This is a genomic window from Streptomyces sp. NPDC046915, from assembly GCF_040644935.1.
Taxonomy (GTDB): domain Bacteria; phylum Actinomycetota; class Actinomycetes; order Streptomycetales; family Streptomycetaceae; genus Streptomyces.
Genome location: NZ_JBEYXB010000002.1, coordinates 525,813 through 544,459, shown reverse-complemented (window position 1 = coordinate 544,459; position 18,647 = coordinate 525,813). Strand labels below are relative to the sequence as shown.

18 protein-coding genes and 1 tRNA gene are annotated in these 18,647 nt (G+C 70.9%); 3 read left to right on the top strand and 16 right to left on the bottom strand.

From position 1 onward, the window contains the following. Position 1: 1 nt before the first annotated feature. Together ABZ915_RS07175 and ABZ915_RS07170 are read right to left on the bottom strand one after the other, a co-directional pair. On the bottom strand, positions 2-175 hold the full coding sequence (locus tag ABZ915_RS07175) for a hypothetical protein (RefSeq protein WP_361797146.1): 174 nt from the start codon (positions 173-175) through the stop codon (positions 2-4). 69 nt (positions 176-244) lie between these two features. Next, positions 245-1,606 (bottom strand): MFS transporter, encoded by a 1,362-nt coding sequence (locus ABZ915_RS07170; RefSeq protein WP_361797143.1) that lies wholly within the window; start codon positions 1,604-1,606, stop codon positions 245-247. A gap of 223 nt (positions 1,607-1,829) precedes the next feature. Between ABZ915_RS07170 and ABZ915_RS07165 the strand changes: the two genes are divergently transcribed. Continuing rightward, positions 1,830-2,741 (top strand): helix-turn-helix transcriptional regulator, encoded by a 912-nt coding sequence (locus tag ABZ915_RS07165; protein ID WP_361797745.1) that lies wholly within the window; start codon positions 1,830-1,832, stop codon positions 2,739-2,741. Between the two features lie 21 nt (positions 2,742-2,762). On the opposite strand, the gene ABZ915_RS07160 is transcribed toward ABZ915_RS07165, so the two are convergent. The 7 genes from ABZ915_RS07160 to ABZ915_RS07130 all read right to left on the bottom strand — a co-directional run bounded on the left by ABZ915_RS07160 (position 2,763) and on the right by ABZ915_RS07130 (position 7,173). Next, a tRNA-Ala gene (locus ABZ915_RS07160) sits at positions 2,763-2,835 on the bottom strand. Positions 2,836-2,931: 96 nt separating this feature from the next. Then, the gene (locus ABZ915_RS07155) at positions 2,932-3,606 is read right to left on the bottom strand and encodes a histidine phosphatase family protein (RefSeq protein WP_361797140.1); all 675 of its coding nucleotides are present in this window, start codon (positions 3,604-3,606) and stop codon (positions 2,932-2,934) included. Further along, positions 3,597-4,052, bottom strand: a complete 456-nt coding sequence (gene rsfS / locus ABZ915_RS07150; protein ID WP_361797137.1) for a ribosome silencing factor — start codon at positions 4,050-4,052, stop codon at positions 3,597-3,599. Before rsfS ends, ABZ915_RS07155 begins: the two co-directional genes overlap by 10 nt. A 118-nt stretch (positions 4,053-4,170) precedes the next feature. Next, positions 4,171-5,892, bottom strand: a complete 1,722-nt coding sequence (locus ABZ915_RS07145; protein ID WP_361797134.1) for an LCP family protein — start codon at positions 5,890-5,892, stop codon at positions 4,171-4,173. A 16-nt stretch (positions 5,893-5,908) separates the two neighbouring features. Further along, entirely contained in the window at positions 5,909-6,580 is a 672-nt protein-coding gene (nadD, locus tag ABZ915_RS07140; protein WP_361797131.1) for a nicotinate-nucleotide adenylyltransferase, read from the bottom strand. A gap of 100 nt (positions 6,581-6,680) precedes the next feature. Then, positions 6,681-6,845 carry a hypothetical protein gene (locus tag ABZ915_RS07135; RefSeq protein ID WP_165955429.1) on the bottom strand — a complete coding sequence of 55 codons (165 nt, stop codon included), beginning with the start codon at positions 6,843-6,845 and terminating at the stop codon, positions 6,681-6,683. A 166-nt stretch (positions 6,846-7,011) separates the two neighbouring features. Continuing rightward, positions 7,012-7,173: a hypothetical protein gene (locus ABZ915_RS07130; RefSeq protein WP_132851258.1), complete on the bottom strand. Its 162-nt coding sequence runs from the start codon at positions 7,171-7,173 to the stop codon at positions 7,012-7,014. Between the two features lie 103 nt (positions 7,174-7,276). Here ABZ915_RS07130 and ABZ915_RS07125 point away from each other — a divergent pair, with 103 nt between their 5' ends. Next, a complete protein-coding gene (locus ABZ915_RS07125; protein ID WP_361797127.1) occupies positions 7,277-8,410 on the top strand; it encodes a M48 family metallopeptidase in 1,134 nt (377 codons plus the stop codon). A 40-nt stretch (positions 8,411-8,450) separates the two neighbouring features. On the opposite strand, the gene ABZ915_RS07120 is transcribed toward ABZ915_RS07125, so the two are convergent. The 5 genes from ABZ915_RS07120 to proB form a co-directional block, all read right to left on the bottom strand. Further along, positions 8,451-9,521 carry a hypothetical protein gene (locus ABZ915_RS07120; protein WP_361797124.1) on the bottom strand — a complete coding sequence of 357 codons (1,071 nt, stop codon included), beginning with the start codon at positions 9,519-9,521 and terminating at the stop codon, positions 8,451-8,453. Between the two features lie 89 nt (positions 9,522-9,610). After that, positions 9,611-10,219 carry a hypothetical protein gene (locus tag ABZ915_RS07115; RefSeq protein ID WP_361797121.1) on the bottom strand — a complete coding sequence of 203 codons (609 nt, stop codon included), beginning with the start codon at positions 10,217-10,219 and terminating at the stop codon, positions 9,611-9,613. An 86-nt stretch (positions 10,220-10,305) separates the two neighbouring features. After that, positions 10,306-11,592, bottom strand: coding sequence for a glutamate-5-semialdehyde dehydrogenase (locus ABZ915_RS07110; protein ID WP_361797118.1), 1,287 nt, complete (start codon positions 11,590-11,592; stop codon positions 10,306-10,308). Positions 11,593-11,653: 61 nt separating this feature from the next. Continuing rightward, positions 11,654-12,082: a hypothetical protein gene (locus ABZ915_RS07105; protein ID WP_361797115.1), complete on the bottom strand. Its 429-nt coding sequence runs from the start codon at positions 12,080-12,082 to the stop codon at positions 11,654-11,656. Between the two features lie 138 nt (positions 12,083-12,220). Then, the gene (proB, locus tag ABZ915_RS07100) at positions 12,221-13,378 is read right to left on the bottom strand and encodes a glutamate 5-kinase (RefSeq protein ID WP_361797742.1); all 1,158 of its coding nucleotides are present in this window, start codon (positions 13,376-13,378) and stop codon (positions 12,221-12,223) included. 236 nt (positions 13,379-13,614) lie between these two features. Here proB and ABZ915_RS07095 point away from each other — a divergent pair, with 236 nt between their 5' ends. Then, positions 13,615-15,042: a polysaccharide pyruvyl transferase family protein gene (locus ABZ915_RS07095; protein ID WP_361797112.1), complete on the top strand. Its 1,428-nt coding sequence runs from the start codon at positions 13,615-13,617 to the stop codon at positions 15,040-15,042. Between the two features lie 13 nt (positions 15,043-15,055). Here the strand turns inward: ABZ915_RS07095 and ABZ915_RS07090 are convergent, their stop codons facing one another. Beyond that, the gene (locus tag ABZ915_RS07090) at positions 15,056-16,258 is read right to left on the bottom strand and encodes a glycosyltransferase family 2 protein (RefSeq protein ID WP_361797109.1); all 1,203 of its coding nucleotides are present in this window, start codon (positions 16,256-16,258) and stop codon (positions 15,056-15,058) included. Between the two features lie 286 nt (positions 16,259-16,544). After that, the gene (locus ABZ915_RS07085; RefSeq protein WP_361797740.1) at positions 16,545-18,635 is read right to left on the bottom strand and encodes a hypothetical protein; all 2,091 of its coding nucleotides are present in this window, start codon (positions 18,633-18,635) and stop codon (positions 16,545-16,547) included. Positions 18,636-18,647 lie beyond the last annotated feature (12 nt).

The following is an 18,647-nucleotide window of genomic DNA, read 5'->3' as shown; positions in this document are numbered from 1 at the left end:
ATCAGCTCCAGCTGTGGCCGCAGGCCGTGCACACGTAGGAAACCCCGCCGTTGTCGCCGAGGACTTGGGCCACATGGCCGGAACCGCAGGAAGGGCAGCGTAGCCGGGTCGCCGTGTCCCGTATCACCGCTGCTTCGAGGAGGTGGTCGACCTCCTCGAGGATGCTCGCAGGCATCGCTACTCCCTCCCGTCGGGCCGCGCCCCCTTCCGGCCGTTTGATTCTGCCACGGCCGGACCAATACGGTCAGCGACGCCTCAGTACCAGTCCGGACACAGCCCCCACCGCGGCCGTGCCGGCCAGCGCCCACGCGCACACCGAAAGCGCCTCCGCAGAGGTATACGCCTCCGGGGCCCCAAGTGACTCAAGCCGGTTCAGGAACAGTGTGCCGAACGCCGCGACACCGATCAGCTGGCCGAGCTGCGCGACCGTCGCCAGCAGGCCACTGGCGTCCGCCGCGTCCTCGGGCCGCACGGTGGCCAGCGCCTTCGTCAGGGTCGGGCTGAAGCCCAGCGCGAGGCCCACGCCCACTCCGGCGTACGCGACGTAGAGCAGGGGCCCGCCGTCGCCGCCGCCGTGGAACGCCAGTCCGACGCCGGCCACGGACAGCGCGAGGAGCGCGAATCCGGCCGGGGTCAGCAAGCGCTGACAGGAGGCGGGCCACTTCCGCCAGGTCAGCCCGACCAGGCCGAAGACGACCGCGGTCGGCGCGAAGGTGAGACCCGCCCGCAGCGCGCTGTCGCCGAGGCCGCCCTGGATGTGCAGGGTGACCGCGAACAGGAAGCCGCCGTTGACGGCCATGACGGCCAGGATGCGGAAGACGGACAGTCCCATGCCCGGGTGGCGCAGCACCCGGGGCGCGATCAGCGGGGCGCCGCCGCGCCGGGCGAGCCCGGTCTCGTAGCGGCAGAACAGCCCGAACAGCACCGCGGCCGCGGCCACGGACAGCCAGGACCACAGCGGCCAGTCCTCCTCCTGCCCGAGCACCAGCGGCACCGTCAGCAGCGAGACGGCCCCGCCGAGCAGCACCAGACCGGGCAGGTCGAGCCCGCGCGCCGCCTCCCGGCCGGTACCGCCCCGCGGCAGGACCCGCCTGCCCACGGCGAGGAGGACGACGCCCACGGGGACGTTGACGAGGAACACCGGCCGCCAGCCGGTGCCGAAGAGATCGGCGCTCACCAGCACCCCGCCGACGATCTGCCCGGCCGCCGCACCGACGGCGATGACCGCCGAGTACGCGCCGAGGGCCCGCACCCTGGCCTCACCGGTGAAGGTGCGCTGGATCAGGCTCAGCACCTGCGGGATCATCACCGCCGAGCCCGCGCCCTGGACCAGCCGGAAGACGATCAGCTCGGTGGCGCCCTGCGCCAGGCCGCAGGCGAGTGACGCGGCGGTGAAGAGGGCGAGTCCCGCGAGGTGGACCCGGCCGTGCCCCAGCCGGTCACCGAGGCGCGCGCCGGTGATGAGGAGCACCGAGTACGTGATGGCGTATCCGGCGATCACCAGTTGCAGGTCGGCGCCCGACGCCCGGAGTTCGGAGCCGATGGTGGGCGCGGCGACGTTGACGATGAACACGTCGAGCAGGGCCATGAACTGGGCCGCGAGCACGACCGCGAGCAACTGCCGGGGCCGGTTGTCAGTGCCGGGCGCTTTACTGTGCGCAGGATCTGGAAGCGGGCTCACGGGAGCGCGGCCCGGTCCCGTCCGGGGTGTCGGTGTCATGCCGTCGAGCCTGGCGAGGCCGCGGTACGGGTGCCGAGTGCCCGCCGATGCTGGTACCGACAGCACCTGGCAGCGGACAAGCCGGGCATCGACGATGGGGGACGTGACGATGACGGGGACGACACAGCGCCGCCGGCACGAGCTGGCCGTCTTTCTGCGCAGCCGGCGCGCCCGGGTGACTCCGGCCGACGTGGGGATGCCTCCCGGCCTGCGCCGCCGTACACCGGGGCTGCGCCGCGAGGAGGTCGCCCAGCTCTCGGGCGTGGGCGTCACCTGGTACACCTGGCTGGAGCAGGGCCGGCCGATCAACGCGTCCCCGCAGGTGCTGGACGCGGTGGCCCGGACGTTACGGCTGGACCAGCCGGAGCGGGAGCATCTGTACCGGCTGGCGGAGGTGCCCTTCGACCCGAGCCCGGAGCAGCCGGCACAGACGGTCGGGCCGCAGGTCCAGGCCCTCATCGACGCCCTCGATCCGCTCCCGGCGGCGGTCTACAACTCGCGGTACGACATCCTCGCCACCAACCCGGCCTACCGCGACCTCTTCGTCGTGCCGGACGCGCTCGGGCTCGCCGTGCCGAACGTGCTGTGGACGATGTTCGTCCTGCCCGAGGAGGCCTGCCCCGTGGTCCAGCGCGAGCGTGAGCTGCCGATGATGGTGGCGACGCTGCGCTCCTCGTACGGCAGACATGTGGGGGAACCGGCCTGGGAGGACTTCATACGCGGGCTGTCGGCGGCCAGCCCGCGCTTCGCCGAGCTGTGGGCGAACGGCGAGGTGATACAGCCGGGGCCGCGGGTGAAGACGTTCCGTCACGAGGCGGTGGGCGAGCTGAGGATGACGTCGCAGTCACTGTCGATCGACGGAATGCCGGAGTGCCGGATCGTGACGTACACCCCGGAGAGCGAGGAGGCGCGGACGAAAGTCGCCCTGCTCAGGGAGCGCAGGGAGCGGCTGTGGCCGTCTTCGGACGAGGAGGCCGCGCAGGTCATCCGTATGTGGAGCACAGAAAATCCCGCCCCTTGACGGGACGGGATCTTCGAACTGTGGAGCTAAGGAGAATTGAACTCCTGACCTCCTGCATGCCATGCAGGCGCTCTACCAACTGAGCTATAGCCCCTTGTTCTCGCTCCGCTCAGCGGGGCGAACAAGAAGAACTTTAGCCTGCGACCTGCCAGAAAGTGAAATCCGCGCTCGGCCGTCGCCCGGTCGTCGCTCAGTCGTCGTCGCCGAGGACGGGCTCCGGGAGGGTGCCCGCGTTGTGCTCCAGCAGCCGCCAGCCACGCAGGCCCTCGCCGAGGACGGACCAGCAGCAGTTGGAGAGGCCGCCCAGCCCCTCCCAGTGGTGCGCCTCCAGGCCGAGGAGGCGGCCTATGGTGGTGCGGATGGTGCCGCCGTGGCTGACCACCACGAGGGTGCCGTCCTCGGGCAGTTTGTCGGCGTGCCGCAGCACGACGGGCGCGGCGCGGTCGGCGACCTCGGTCTCCAGTTCGCCGCCGCCGCGGCGGACCGGTTCGCCGCGCTTCCAGGCCGCGTACTCCTCGCCGTACCGGGCGATGATCTCCTCGTGCGTCAGCCCCTGCCACACGCCCGCGTAGGTCTCGCGCAGGGCCTCGTCGCGGGTGATCTCCAGGCCGGTGAGGGCGGCGAGCTCGGCGGCGGTGAGCGCGGCCCGCCTGAGGTCCGAGGAGACGATCGCGTCGGGTCTCAGGGAGGCGAGCAGCCGCGCCGCGCGCCGGGCCTGGCCGACGCCGGCCTCGGTCAGCTCCACGTCCGTGGTGCCCTGGAAGCGGCGCTCCACGTTCCAGGCGGTCTGGCCGTGCCGCCACAGGATGACGCGGCGACCGCGGCCCTTGCGGTCGGTCACCTCACCGGTGGCGCTCACCGCCACTCCCCGCCCAGCTGCTCGGCGTCCTCGGCGTCCTCGGAGGCCTGAAGCCTGGCGTGCTCCTCGGCCTTGCCGCGGGTGGCCTTGGCGTCGGCGGGCAGTTCGAGCTCGGGGCAGTCCTTCCACAGCCGCTCCAGCGCGTAGAAGACGCGCTCCTCGCTGTGCTGGACGTGGACGACGATGTCGACGTAGTCGAGCAGGATCCAGCGGGCCTCGCGGTCGCCCTCACGGCGCACCGGTTTGGCGCCGAGTTCCTTCTGGAGCCGCTCCTCGATCTCGTCGACGATCGACTTGACCTGGCGGTCGTTGGGCGCGGAGGCCAGCAGGAAGGCGTCCGTGATCGAGAGCACGTCGCTGACGTCGTAGGCGATGACGTCGTGGGCGAGCTTGTCTGCGGCCGCCTGGGCGGCGGTGTTGATGAGCTCGAGAGAACGGTCGGTGGCGGTCACTACTTGGCTTTCCGTCGGTGGTCACTTGACATCAAGGATCTCATGAGCCGCCGGGGCACCCCACGTGATTACGAGCTCACGTGGGGCGCGACTGCCGGATGGCGGTGCGCGGGGCGTCCTAGGAGGACGTCGGCTTGTAGTCCTGGCCGAGGATCACCGAGACGTCCGCGTTGGAGCTGACCGTGCCCTTCTTCACCGAGCCGGAGGGCAGGCCCAGGGTCTTGGCGACCTCGGTGGCGTTCTCCTTGTCGGCGGCGTCGGCGTAGAGCACTTCGGAGGTGGCCCGGGGGGCGGACGCCGTGCCGGCCTCCAGGAAGGTGAAGCCGCCGTTGACGATCACCACGCGTGCCTTCTCGGTGTAGTCCTTGACGCCGCTGGCGTTCTGGACGGAGACCCGGACGGCGGAGCCGGCCTCGGGGCTCTTGGCGGTGCCGCCGAGAATGTCCTTCACCACGCTGTCGCTGGTCTGCGCGCTCAGCGTGCCGTCGGACTGGACCGGCAGGAGCGCGGTCTTGTAGTCGCCGCCCTTGGCGAGGTCGGCGAGCTTGGCGAGGAAGACACCCAGGTCCTTGTCGGTCAGCGAGGGGTCCAGGATCTGCGCCAGCGTCTGCACGGTGGTCGTCGCCGCGGTCGGGTCGGAGGACATCTTGCGCAGCACGCCCTGCATGACCTGGCCGAACCGCTCGAGCTGGGCGTTCTGGGACTCGCCGGAGGCGCGGTAGGTGGCGTAGGCGACGGCCATCTTGCCGCTGAGGGTCTGGTCCTGGCCCTTGTGGACCAGGAGCGAGGAGCCCTTCTTCTTGGCGGCCGGGTCGGGCACGTCGGCGTCGGTGTCGATGTCGATGTTGCCGACGAGCTCGACGAGGTTCTGGAGGTAGGGGGTGTCGAGGCGCCAGGTGCCCTCGATGTTCGTGCCGAGGACGGTGTCGAGCTGGTCGAGGGTGCCGGAGGAGCCGTCGTCGTCGACCGACTTGGCGAGGGTCGTGGCGGAGCCGTCGTCCCCGCTCATGGCGAGCGAGTTGGGCAGCAGCACCGTGGTGCCCCGCTTGGTGGTGGTGTTGTCGACGAGCAGCGCCGTGGAGGTGCCGCCCTTGCCGGTGTTGTGCAGGTGGACGACTATCACGTCGCGCTTCTGGGCGCCCGCGGCCGTGGTGGTGCCCGACTTCGAGCCGGAGGAGGACAGGCCGGGCAGTTTCCCGGCGTACCAGAGGTAGCCGACGCCGCCGGCCGCGACCAGCGCGAGGACGACGACGAGGGCGACGACCCGGCTGCGGGCGCGGCGGCGGGCCTCCTCGCGGCGCTCGGTGCGGTTCTCCGTGAACTTCAGCCAGTCGATGACGTCCTCGGAGTCGCCGTCCGGCTGCTCGACGAAGGCGAACTGCTCCGTGTGGTAATCCCGTTCGCCGGTGGCGGGGGCGTCCGTCTCCTCGGCCTCGGAGGGTCCGGTCTGCTGCGGGATGTAGGCGGTCTGCTCGGCGACCCGGGCCTGCCGGCCGTCGGCCGCCGCCTGTCCGTACGGGTCGTACCCCCGCTGGGGGCCGCCCCCGCCGTGCGTCGCGGTGCCGTACTGGCCGGTGGAGTCGTAGGCGTCGTGGGAGGCGGCCGATGGCTGCTGACCGGTGTCATAGGGGTCGTACGACGGCCCGGACTGCTGCGGCATGGACTGCTGCTGTCCGGTCGCGTACGGGTCGTAGCCGTATCCCTGCTGTGAGTACTGGTCGTAGGCCTGGGGTGGCGTGTGCTGGGCGGGGACCTGCCGGTAGACAGGCTGCCCGTACTCGTCGTAGCCGACCAGTTCGTACTGGTCCTGCCCGTACCCCGGGTCGTATCGGTCGTTCACCAGTGCCCCTCTCGGCTCACTCGCCGCGGTACAGCTCGCGCTTGTCGATATAGCGCACGACTCCGTCCGGGACCATGTACCAGATGGGGTCGCCCTTGGCGACTCTCGCACGGCAGTCCGTCGAGGAGATGGCGAGCGCGGGAACCTCGACGAGCGTGACTCCGCCCTCCGGAAGGCCGTGGTCGGTCAGATGATGGCCGGGGCGGGTGACCCCGATGAAGTGCGCGAGGGAGAACAGCTCCTCGCTGTCGCGCCAGGTCAGGAGCTGGGCGAGAGCGTCGGCGCCGGTGATGAAGAAGAGGTCGGAGTCGGGGTTGAGCGCACGCAGGTCGCGCAGGGTGTCGACGGTGTAGGTGGGGCCGCCGCGGTCGATGTCGATGCGGCTCACCGAGAACTGGGGGTTCTCGGCGGTCGCGATGACCGTCATCAGGTAGCGGTCCTCGGCCGGGGAGACCTTGCGGTGGGACTTCTGCCACGGCTGGCCGGTGGGCACGAACACCACCTCGTCCAGCTGGAACTGCGCGGCGACCTCGCTGGCCGCCACGAGGTGCCCGTGGTGGATCGGGTCGAACGTTCCGCCCATCACACCCAGGCGTCGCTTGCCCGTGTGCGCGAGGCCGTGGCCCGGCCGGTACTCGGGGGCCTTCACCGTGTCGTCGGACGTGTCGTTCGCCGGACCGGTAGGCATGTCCTGCTCTCCCATGCGTGCAGACCCTACCGGCCCGGCCTGAGAGCCCCGGCCGCCAGATCCCCGGCGCACGCCGGATCCCCGGCAACGGCCTGCCGGTTCAGCGGTCGCGGTTGAAGCGGGTGGTGATCCACAGCAGGAGCAGCAGGATGAGGAACGCGCTGCCACCGGTGACGTAGGGGCTGAGGCTCTCGTGGTTTCCGCCGTGCTCCTCGCCCTCGGCGGCGAGGGTGACCAACTGGGCAGCGGTGCTGTGGAAGCTCATCTCGGCAGACCTATCCGATGGGGGTCCCCCCGCTCGAGCGAAGTCGAGAGTGGGGGAGGGCGGGATAAAGATGTCGGCTCATCGTATGCGGGCGGTCCGGAGCCGATCACGCCGACTCCGCCGACCGGGAAGCCGGGGGTGGACTGCGGGGAACTTCGCGGGCCGCTCAGTCGTCCTTCTGTTTGTACCCGCGCAGCAGGAACCAGGCGGTCAGCGCGCAGCCCAGGACCATCACGACCAGTACGATCCGCAGCAGATTCCCCGCACCGTGCTGGGGGGCGGCGCTCGCGGCCTCGGTCAGCCAGGCGGCTGCGGGGATGTGCTCCATGACGGGACTCCTTCGGCTGTACTGCCCGTCCACGGTATCTCCGCCTAGGCTGGGGCCTGCCTCGGGGGCACATGGGGCACTTCAGACGCGCATGGGGGAAGACATGTCCGACGACGGCCACGTACACAACGGGCAGGGGAACGGGAGCGTGCCGAGCAGGCAGCGCAGGCGTTTCCCGGGGATCTCCTCCCGTGCGTACGAGCACCCGGCCGACCGCTCGGCCCTGGTGGCCCTGCGGAAGCTGAGCGGTTTCGACACGGTGTTCAAGGCGCTCAGCGGGCTGCTGCCGGAGCGGAGCCTCAGACTGCTGTTCCTGTCCGACTCGGTGCGCGTCTCGGACCAGCAGTTCGCCCACCTCAACGACATGCTGCGGGACGCCTGCTACATCCTGGACCTGGAGAAGGTCCCGCCGATGTACGTCACCCAGGATCCGCAGCCGAACGCGATGTGCATCGGTCTGGACGAGCCGATCATCGTCGTCAGCACGGGGCTCGTCGAGCTGCTCGACGAGGAGGAGATGCGGGCGGTCGTGGGCCACGAGGTGGGGCACGCGCTGTCCGGCCACGCGGTGTACCGCACGATCCTGCTGTTCCTGACCAACCTCGCCCTGAAGGTCGCCTGGATCCCGCTGGGCAATCTCGCGGTCCTGGCGATCGTGACGGCGCTGCGGGAGTGGTTCCGCAAGTCGGAGCTCTCGGCCGACCGGGCCGGCCTCCTCGTGGGCCAGGACCTGCGGGCCTCGATGCGCGGCCTGATGAAGATAGCCGGCGGCAACCACCTGCACGAGATGAACGTGGACGCGTTCCTCCAGCAGGCCGAGGAGTACGAGGCCGGGGGCGACCTGCGCGACTCCGTGCTGAAGATCCTCAACGTGCTGCCCCGCTCCCACCCCTTCACCACGGTCCGGGCGGCCGAGCTGAAGAAGTGGGCCGAGTCGCGGGACCACCAGCGGATCATGGACGGGCACTACCCGCGGCGCGACGAGGACAAGGACACCTCGGTCAGCGACTCGTTCCGCGAGTCGGCGACGCACTACGCCGACCATGTGAAGAGCTCCAAGGACCCGCTGATGAAGCTGGTCACCGATCTGGCCGGTGGAGCCGGGGGCCTCGGCGGCCGGGTGCGGCGCGGCTTCGACGGTTTCACGAGCCCGCCCCCGCCGAAGGACCAGTCCCCGACGGACCAGCCCCCGACCGACCAGCCGCCGACGGACGCTCCGCCGCGGGACGAGGAGTAACGGGCCGCTCACCCCTCGGGGCGCTCACCCCTCGGGCCGCTCACACCTTCGGCTGGGCGCCCGCGGCCAGCGTGCCGCACAGGGCGGTCGCGCCGCCCGTCGCGTAGGGGTCCGTGCCCGCCGGGCCGCCCGCCTTGGCGGTCTGGCCGGCCAGCAGGGGACGCAGGTGGTTGGTGGCGTCCTCGGCGCAGGACAGGGGGCCCGCCTGGACGTAGGAGACGACCAGCTGGACCTGGTGCGTGCGCAGGTCGTCGCGGTCGAAGCGGAAGGTCAGCTCGCGGCGGACGGTGAGCAGGGACACCGGGGCCCTGGCACCGGCGCCGGTCTGCCGCAGCGCGTAGACGAAGGTGTGGTCCGCGGTCACTTCGAGCGTGGCGGAGTCGGTCTCGGCGGCCTGGAGGCTGCCCTGGACGCGGACCTTACGGTCGGCCAGTTCGGCGCGGGTGGGGTCGAAGCGGACCAGCCATCCGGTCGGGGCGTGCCGGCCGTCGGCGGCGGGGTGTTCGAAGCTCTGGTCGAACTGGTCGAGTTGTCCGGGGTCGACGAGGGACCGGGCGGGCTGGACATCGCTGCTGTCGAGGACCTCGGGGTAGAGCGAGGAGCGGACGATGTAGTCCTTGGCCGCGGAGAGCGCGGCCACGACCTGGCTGTCGGAGAAGTGCGCGGTGCTCCGGGAGGCGGGCAGCGGTATGCCCTCGGCGCCGACCGCGAACTGGGCGGCGGGGCTGTGCGCGTACAGGTACTCGGCGTCCACCGCCCCGGGCACCTTGCCCTGGGGGGCCAGTGGGATGACGGTCATGCGCAGGGGGTCGACGGTCCGCCGGGCCTGGGCGGATCCGTAGGGGTGGCGTACGCCCATGTAGATGGCGGTGCCGAAGGCGACGGCTATCAGCAGGACGAGGATCAGCACCTGCCGGGACAGCCCGCGGTGCAGGGACGGGCGGCGGCGGACGGCCGGCGCGTGGTCCGCCATGCGCTCCTGTGCGGAGTACTCCTGGAGGCGGGCAGCGCGGACGAACGACTCGTCGAACACGACGGATCGGTACTCGTCCTCTCCACCACCGGGGCCGCCCTCGGGTGTCCCCTCAGGTGGGTCTCCAGGCCCGCCCATACTTTCAGAGTAGGTCCCGGGAGCCTCAGGTAAACGCCCCGCTGCACGACAACTTCTGACAGGTTCTCACCACGCGCGTCCCGGGCCGCTCAGGGAGAGCGCGGGATCGCGGAGGCCGCGGGCTGGGCGGGCTGGGAGAACTCGGCGGACGCGGTGGGGGCCGCGGCGGTGCCCTGTTCCAGGCCGGTGGGGGCGTGCGACGGAACCTGGTCCCGGCCGCCCGAGGAGGAGTCGCGGTAGACCGCGGCGAAGGCCAGCGCCACCATGCCGACGCCCATCACGAGGGCGAGCAGCCAGGCGACGGGGCGGTGCCAGCGGACCTGTTTGCCGTAGGGCCCGGGGGCGCCGTACCGGTCGGCCAGGACGTCGGGGTCGTCCAGGTCGTCCAAGTCGGGGTCATGGCCGAGATCGGTGCCGTCGGGGCTGTACCGCTCGTCGTACCGCTCGCCTCTGGCATGGGCTCGGCGGGCCTCCGCCTCGGAGGCCTCGGCTCTCGCCTGGGCGGCGGCCAGGAGGCGTTCGACGGCGGTCGGCTCGTGCACCACGGCCGCCTGTACGAAGGCCTCGTCGAAGACCACGGAGGCGAACTCATCGTCCGACACCCCGTGGTCGTGGTCGTCGTCGGGCTCCCAGCCGTCAGGGAACGGCGTGCCCCCCACGTCCTCCGGCACGGGTCCAGAGTAGTCCTGGGGGGTCAATTTGGGCAGACGGTATGGAAATTCATCCGCCTGATGAGACGTCTCTCACGCGCCCCGCCGGACGGCGGGGGCGAGACGGCCCGCGCTCAGCGGCGTACGTGTCCGTCACCGGTGACGATGTACTTGGTGCTGGTCAGCTCGGGCAGGCCCATCGGGCCGCGCGCGTGCAGCTTCTGCGTGGAGATGCCGATCTCGGCTCCGAAGCCGAACTGGCCGCCGTCGGTGAAGCGGGTGGAGGCGTTCACCGCGACCGTGGTCGAGTCGACCAGCTGGGTGAAGCGGCGGGCGGCCTGCTGGGAGGTGGTGACGATGGCCTCGGTGTGGCCGGAACTCCACAGCCGGATGTGGGCGACGGCCCGGTCGAGGGAGTCGACGACGGCGGCGGCGATGTCGTGGGAGAGGTACTCGGTGTCCCAGTCGTCCGGCGTGGCCTCCACCACGGTGGCCCGGGAGTCCTTGGCGTACGCCAGCACGCGCTCGTCGGCGTGCACGGTCACCCCGGCCTCGGCGAGGGCGTCCAGGGCGCGCGGCAGGAACTCGGGCGCGATGTCCTGGTGGACCAGGAGGGTCTCGGCGGCGTTGCAGACGCTGACCCGCTGGGCCTTCGAGTTGATCAGGATCTCGACGGCCATGTCGAGGTCGGCCTCGGCGTCGACGTAGACGTGGCAGTTGCCGGTGCCGGTCTCGATGACGGGGACGGTGGACTCGGCGACGACGGTCTGGATCAGGGAGGCGCCGCCGCGCGGGATCAGCACGTCGACGAGCCCGCGGGCGCGCATCAGCTCCCGCACGCTCTCCCGGCCCTCCCCCGGCACCAGCTGCACGGCGTCGGCGGGCAGCCCGGCCCCGCCGACGGCGTCCCGGATCACCCGGACGAGGGCGGTGTTCGACTCGTAGGCGGAGGCGGAGCCGCGCAGCAGCACGGCGTTGCCGGACTTCAGGCAGAGAGCGGCGGCGTCGACGGTGACGTTCGGCCGGGCCTCGTAGATGATGCCGACCACGCCGAGCGGGACGCGGACCTGGCGCAGGTCGATGCCGTTGGGCAGGGTGGAGCCGCGGACGACCTCGCCGACCGGGTCGGGCAGCTTCGCGACGTCGCGGACGTCGGCGGCGATGGCTCGGACCCGCTCGGGGGTGAGGGTGAGCCGGTCGACGATGGCCTCGCTGGTGCCGTTCTCCCGGGCCTTGGCCACGTCCTTGGCGTTGGCCTCGACGATCTCGCTCGTCCGGACCTCCAGGGCGTCCGCGATGGCGAGCAGCGCGTCGTCCTTCACGGCGCGCGGCAGCGGCGCGAGGTCGGCGGCGGCGGACTTGGCCCGGTAGGCGGCCTGGGTGACCGGGGACATCGAGTCGTACGGCGAGAGCGTGGTCATGAAGGAAGGGTAGTGCGCCCCGGAGCACTGTTCACGGCCTGTTCCACACCCCGAGATGGGATCAAAACGGGTGAACACCCACCGGAGTCGCCGGCGGTGGTCCGTAGCCCTCGGCGACGCGCTGGTGGTAGGTCTCGCGGTCGATGACCTCCAGGCCGACGATCTCCCAGGGCGGCAGGCCGGCGGTCTGCCGGTGCTCGCCCCACAGGCGCAGGGCCACGGCGGCGGCGTCGTGCAGGTCGCGGGCCTCTTCCCAGTAGCGGATCTCCGCGTGGTCGTTCGCGTACCTGCTGGTCAGCAGGAAGGGGTGGTCGTGGGCCAGCTGCTCCAGGGCGCGCCTGAGGTCTCCCAGGGGGACTTCCTGCCCGGAGACGCTGAGGGTGACGTGCCACAGGCGGGGCAGGTCCCTCGGCTCCTCGTAGGCGTCACCGACCGCGACGCTCGTCAGAGCACCGCGGGACGCCGCCGCACCGGGGCGCACTCGTCTCACGACGGCCTCCTTCACGCTGTGCCCGTGGTGGGGGCGTGCGCCTGAAACACGCCCCTCAGCAAAGTTGAGCAGGCCGCAAGGCTTCGTGTGGCGGTTTTACGGAACGTCCCCCACCGGGGTCGGTCGGTACGTCCCGTTTTACGAGTGCAGAACCACCAGGTCGTCCCTGTGTACGACCTCGCGTTCGTACTCCGGGCCGAGTTCCCGCGCCAGTTCCCGGGTCGAGCGCCCGATCAGCCGGGGGATCTCCTTGGCGTCGAAGTTGACCAGCCCGCGGGCCACCGCGTGCCCGGTGCCGTCGCGCAGCTCGACCGGGTCGCCGGCGTTGAACTCGCCGTCGACGGCGGCGATCCCGGCGGGCAGCAGCGACTTGCGGCGCTCCACGACGGCCCGTACGGCACCGTCGTCCAGGGTCAGGGACCCCTGCGGGGTGGAGGCGTGCTGGAGCCACAGCAGCCGGTCGGCGGAGCGCTTGCCGGTGGGGTGGAAGTAGGTGCCCGTGTCGCCGCCGCTCAGCGCCTCGGCGGCGTGGATCGCGCTGGTGAGGACGACGGGGATGCCCGCGGCGGCGGCGATCCGGGCGGCCTCCACCTTGGTGACCATGCCGCCGGTGCCGACGCCCGCCTTGCCGGAGCTGCCGATCTCGATGCCGTCGAGGTCGTCGGGCCCCCGTACCTCCGCTATCCGCGAGGTGCCGGGCTTGCCGGGGTCGCCGTCGTACACACCGTCCACGTCGGAGAGCAGGACCAGCAGGTCGGCGTGGACGAGGTGGGCGACGAGGGCGGCGAGGCGGTCGTTGTCGCCGAAGCGGATCTCGTCGGTGGCGACGGTGTCGTTCTCGTTGACGATCGGGAAGGCGCCCATGGCGAGCAGCTTGTCGAGGGTGCGGGACGCGTTGCGGTGGTGGGCGCGGCGGCTCATGTCGTCGGAGGTGAGCAACACCTGGCCGACGCGGACGCCGTAGCGGGCGAAGGAGGCGGTGTAGCGGGCCACGAGCAGTCCCTGGCCGACGCTGGCGGCGGCCTGCTGACGGGCGAGGTCCCTGGGCCGGCGGCGCAGGCCCAGCGGCGCGAGACCGGCGGCGATGGCACCGGAGGAGACCAGCACGATCTCCCGCTCCCCACCGCCCTCCCGTCTCCCACCACCCTCAACCGAGGCCCTTCGGACCGCCCCCTCGTTTCGGCTCTTGGCGAGGACGTCGACGAGCGCGTCGACCCGGTCGGCGTCCAGGCCGCCCGAGGCGGTGGTCAGCGACGAGGAGCCCACCTTGACGACGATCCTGCGGGCCTCGCCCACGGCCTGCCTTGCCCTTGCCACTTGCCCGGTGTCCCCTCGCGCGTAGATGCGGCTGCCCTGTCCGGCAATCTACGCGAAGGAGATCGGCCTCCGCCCGTCGATTCCAGCCTCCGGACAGGCGCTGCGTGATCGTTCGATCACGTCCCGCGTATGGCAAAAAGGTTGCACTGGTTGCTTATAGAAATTAAAGCCTGCACAAACTTAATTTGAACGTTGTGTCACCTACAGTTCGCCGCGTGAAGCGCATACTCCTCCGCTCGGGGAAGAGCCCCTACGACGTCGTCCCCCTGGAGGAAGCCCTCCACAGAGACGTCATCGCCACCAACTCCGGCAACCTGATCTTCAGCGATGCCGCCCACAAGATCCTGGAGACACCCGGTACCGAGGTGGTCTCCAACGGGATGCGCACCGAGGTGGCCGCGGCGGCACGGATCAACGAGGAGTACGACGCCTTCGTCGTCCCGCTCGCCAACGCCTTCCGGCCGTCCTTCGAGGCCGGGCTCAACCGCCTGACCCGGCTCATCAGCCGGCTGCGGATCCCCGTGGTGGTGCTGGGCGTCGGCGCGCAGTCCGGGGTGAGCTACAACCCGGAGCGGCTGAAGCGGATGGAGCCGGCCGTGCGCGAGTTCTGCGCGGCGGTGCTCGACCGCAGCGCGTCGATCGGGGTGCGCGGCGAGTTCACCGAGCGGTACCTGAACGAGATGGGCTTCCGGGACGTCGAGGTGATCGGCTGCCCGTCGCTGTTCATGTACGGACGCGAACTCGATGTGCGCAAGCGGGCGCCGGAGCTGACGGCCGGGTCGCGGATCGCGGTCAACGGCTCGCACAGCGCGGTGCGCAAGCAGAACCTGGACCGGATCATCGCAAGCGCCCACGAGCGCTATCCGCACCTGCGTTTCGTCGGCCAGAACCTCAGCGACGCACGGCAGTTGCACTGGCGGGACCTGTCGGACCCGAACGCCGAGGTGACCGCGATACCGACGCACCCGGACCACCCGATGTACCGGGAGGACAAGGTCCGCGTCTACATCGACCCCGTCACCTGGATCGACGACCTGCGCGGCTTCGACTTCTCCTTCGGCTCCCGGATCCACGGCAACATCGCGGCCCTGCTCGCCGGCACGCCCGCGACGGTGCTGTGCGGGGACTCGCGGACGCTGGAGCTGTGCCGTTACTTCGACATCCCGCACCGGCTGCTCGACACGATCGTGAAGACCCCCGAGGCCGCCGACCCCGCGCGGCTGTACGAGGAGGCCGACTTCGGCGCGCTGGTCGGCGGGCACGCGGAGCGCTTCGAGCGGTTCACCTCGTTCCTGGACAAGAACGGGCTGGAGAACACCTTCACCCATGGCGACGGCGGCGCGGCCTACGAGGAGCGGATGCGGTCACTGTCGTTCCCGCCCGGCATCCGCCCGTGGAACGACGCGGACATCTCGTCGCTGACCACGCGGTTCGGCTGGTTGCAGAGCCGGATCACCGAACTCTCCCTGGACAACGCGCAGCTGCGGAAGGAGCTGGCGAGGTCGGGGGCGAAGGCCAAGGCCAAGGCGACCGTCGGCGCCGCCAAGGTGGCCCCGGCCGCCCCCGCCACCAGCGTCTACCGCCGCGCCCGGCGCGTGGTGGGCCGCCCCATCAGGCGGGCCCTCCAGGCCGGGCGCCAGTAGCTCCCGGGCCGGGTCAGGCCGCCGCCGCGAAGCCCCCCTTGGGCAGCGAGCGCCGCACCTTGCGCAGGGCGCGGCGCAGGAAGGAGTTGGCGGCGGCCTTCCGGTACCCCTCGAAGGCCCGGGCCTCCCGGGCCTCGGCGAGGTACACCCAGTCGGGTATGCCGGCCTGCTTGGAGCGGAAGTGCGGGTAGACCAGGTAGACCTCGGTGCCCCGCTTCTCCAGCACCGCGGCGGCCTGCTTCTTCGCCCTGACGAACTCCACGACGTCCTTCAGGAGTTCGGGCCGCTGCATGGCCACCAGCTGGAGCCGCAGCCGCTCGTGGACCTTCAGGCGCCGGGCGGCCCCGGGGGTCCAGTGGGCGTCCATCAGCGGCTTGGCCAGCTCGAGCTTGTGCTGCCGCACCTCTTCGCTGTCCTTGAGGTACTTGGGTCCGAACTGCGGCAGCAGGGTGACCAGGAGGGGCCGGACCATCAGCGTGTCGCGCTTGGCGCCGGCCGGGACCATCCGCGCGATCAGGTCCATCAGGGCGCGCGCGGAGTCGAAGCGCAGGGTGTAGCCGCCGGACTTGGTGACGTGCTTGCCGTCGTCGCGGCCGACCAGGTAGTAGCAGGTGTGGTCGGCGACGACCGAGACGCCGTCGGCCCGCAGATAGGCCTCCATCGTGAACAGCGCGTCCTCGCCGGTCCACAGGGACTCGTCGAAGCGCATGCCGTGCCGTTCCAGCAGCTCGCGGCGGAACAGCTTCTGCGCGCTGAGCGTGAACTTGATGTTGGACGAGAAGACGTCGGTGCGGTCGAGGTTCTTGCCCCACATCGACTTCGGCGCCGAGCGGTTGACCCCCTCGACCCGGCCCAGCACCACGTCGGTGCCGTTCTTGTCGGCCGCGGCGACCATGCGCTCCAGGGCCTCGGGGCCGAGCCGGTCGTCGGCGTCCAGGAAGAACACGTACCGCCCCGAGGCCCTGCCGAGACCGACGTTGCGCGGGCCGCTGGGACCGCCGGAGTTCTTCTGCCGGATGACGGTGACCGACAGGGCGGCGCGGGCCGCGAACTCCTCCAGGTACTCCCCCGTCCCGTCGGTCGAGCCGTCGTCCACCGCGATGACCTCGATGCGTGCCGGGTCGATGGTCTGCGCCTCCACGGACGCCAGGCACTCGACCAGGTACGGCATCGCCTCGTACGCCCCGATGATCACAGTCACATCAGGCTGCGTCACGACGGTCACATTTCCCCCTCTTTCACACTTTCCCCATGGTCAATGGAGCGTTTCCCCCGAATCACATCATTAGCAATCTGTTAGACGGGTTGACGGGGGAAGCGGTTGCCCCGACGACCGGGATCAGTGGTGTACATCACACGGCTCTACGACAGCCGACACTTCACGGCGGACGGCACCGGACAGTACGCAGGACCGGTAAGAGCTGCTCAGAGGGCGGTAAGAGCCGGACAAGAGGACGGCCCCCGAGGAGTGGATCCTCGGGGGCCGTCCGGAGCGGGCGGGGTCAGCCGGCGGTCACGCCGTCCGTCTCACCGGTGGACGACAGCCGCTGGCCGGGCAGGGCGGTCGTCAGCTCGGCCGCCTCGGCGGGGTCGACGTTGGCGCCGGTCACACGGGACTCCTGACCGACGTTGCGGGCCTCGGACTTGAGGGCGAGATCGGCCACCGCGGTGTTGAACTGGTCGATGGACTTCGGCTCGTCCGGACCGAGCAGGTACTGCTTGAGCTCCGTGCGGTCGGCGGCCAGCGGGTCGGCGGCCGGGTCGCGCACGGCGTCCAGCAGCCCGTCCAGCTCGGCCGCGCTGTTGGCGAGGATCACGGCGGCGCGCACCGCGGTGTTCTGCCGCTTGAACTCCTCCACGCCCAGCTCGGCCGAGTCCGTCACCGCGTACGGCTTGCCGCTGGCGATGAAGTCGGAGACCACGCTGGAGATGTCCGAGACCATCGCGTCGGAGACGTTGAAGCAGTCGTACAGGCGCGGCTCGGCGCCCGTGACGACCCGGTGCTCCCAGGTGGGGAAGGAGCGCCAGTGGGCGTCGTTCCACTCGCCGCGCAGCCGGGCGACCTCTTCGTGCTTCTTGACGTCGGCCACGCCGTCGCGGGTGGCCTCGGCCTCGTCGCCCTTCTCGCCGCCCGTGCCGGACAGTTCGGCGAGGCGGGCCTCGATCCGGGCCAGCTCGGCCTTGGCGCGGTCCTGGACGGCGGTGTCGACGGTGAAGCGCGCGTCGGCGGCGCGTTCGACGGCGCCCTTCTCGACCAGCGCGGTGATCCGCCGGTGCGCGGCGCCGGCCTCCTTGCTGACCGTGCCGGTGAAGGGGTGCGGCTTGTACAGGACGCGGACCGGCGGGTCGGCCTTCACCAGCTTGTTCACGATGTTCTCACCGGCGAGCACGATCGAGGTGTTGCCGGGGTTGCCGTCCCAGCCCTCCCAGGTGGGGGCGTACAGAACCGTGGGGATACGGGCCTCGGGCACGCCCTGCCAGGTCTGGATCGGCGCCAGCTGCGGGCGGCCGACCTCGACGATGTCGTCGTCGCGGACGCCGACGTCGGCGATGGCGTAGCGGTCGCGGCCCGCCCGGCCGGCGGTCCACACCTCGTCGTACACCTTGCTGAACGGGTTGACGCTGGCCAGCTTGTCGCTGTCGCCGTGGCCGATGAAGACGTGCTTCATGGTGGGGACGCGCAGCAGGTGGATGTTCTTGCCGACGTTCGCCGCGTAGAGCGCGACGCGCACCGTGGTCAGGTCCATGTTCATCAGGTGCACCCCTCCGGGCACGCAGACGACGGGGACCGTGGTGGGCGCCAGGTTGTTCAGGATGACCCGCTCGCGCAGGATGATCAGCGGCCGGGTGTCCAGCTGCTCCATCGTCTCCAGCCACATGTTGACCTGGTACGCGGAGTCCTTGGAGCCGGAGAAGTACAGCACCGTCTCGGGCTTGTAGACGGCCAGCCAGTCGTCGACGGCGGCCAGCACACTCTCGGCCTTCGGCGGGATCTTGCTGCCGCGCACGTACGGCATCAGCGACAGCACGTACAGGCAGCCCAGGCCGATGGTGAGGCCGATGCCGGCGAAGCCGGCGACGGCCGAGTCCATGACGCCGGAGACCAGCAGACCGGCGACGGCCGCGAGGTCGAGGTGCAGCATCTTCTCCGCGGAGCGGTGCAGCAGGCGGCGCGGCGGGGCGTCCGGGATGCGGACGCGCGACTTCAGGTCGATGTTGCGGGTGGCGACCGGCATCCGGCGGCGGTTGCGGATCAGCGTGACCAGCGCGCCGTGCGGGGCCTGGAGACCGTAGAAGGCGATGAAGCAGGCGATGGCACTGTAGAAGATCAGGTTGTCCGACAGGGACAGCCGGGCCAGCAGCAGGACCAGCAGCAGCTGCCGGATCAGGAAGCGGATCGACAGACCGGCCCGCACCTTGCTGAGGCGGTTGATCAGATAGCTGCCCTTGCGGTGCAGATAGTGGTCCGCCAGATACGTCACGGCGGCCGCGGCCGCGAAGGCGGGAACGCTCGGGACGAGCGCGGCCAGCATGAGCGCCGGGAAGCCCAGGATCATGAGGGCCGCCGCGGCCAGCTCGGCCGCGCTGCCCACCCGGGCGACGCG

What these genes read in the sequence shown, in the direction of transcription:
- ABZ915_RS07175 (WP_361797146.1), bottom strand. Translation starts at nt 175, where the DNA reads ATGCCTGCGAGCATCCTCGAGGAGGTCGACCACCTCCTCGAAGCAGCG.
- nadD (WP_361797131.1), bottom strand. Translation starts at nt 6,580, where the DNA reads ATGCCTACCGGTCCGGCGAACGACACGTCCGACGACACGGTGAAGGCC.
- ABZ915_RS07125 (WP_361797127.1), top strand. Translation starts at nt 7,277, where the DNA reads ATGTCCGACGACGGCCACGTACACAACGGGCAGGGGAACGGGAGCGTG.
- ABZ915_RS07130 (WP_132851258.1), bottom strand. Translation starts at nt 7,173, where the DNA reads ATGGAGCACATCCCCGCAGCCGCCTGGCTGACCGAGGCCGCGAGCGCC.
- ABZ915_RS07110 (WP_361797118.1), bottom strand. Translation starts at nt 11,592, where the DNA reads ATGACCACGCTCTCGCCGTACGACTCGATGTCCCCGGTCACCCAGGCC.
- ABZ915_RS07165 (WP_361797745.1), top strand. Translation starts at nt 1,830, where the DNA reads ATGACGGGGACGACACAGCGCCGCCGGCACGAGCTGGCCGTCTTTCTG.
- ABZ915_RS07120 (WP_361797124.1), bottom strand. Translation starts at nt 9,521, where the DNA reads ATGGGCGGGCCTGGAGACCCACCTGAGGGGACACCCGAGGGCGGCCCC.
- ABZ915_RS07135 (WP_165955429.1), bottom strand. Translation starts at nt 6,845, where the DNA reads ATGAGCTTCCACAGCACCGCTGCCCAGTTGGTCACCCTCGCCGCCGAG.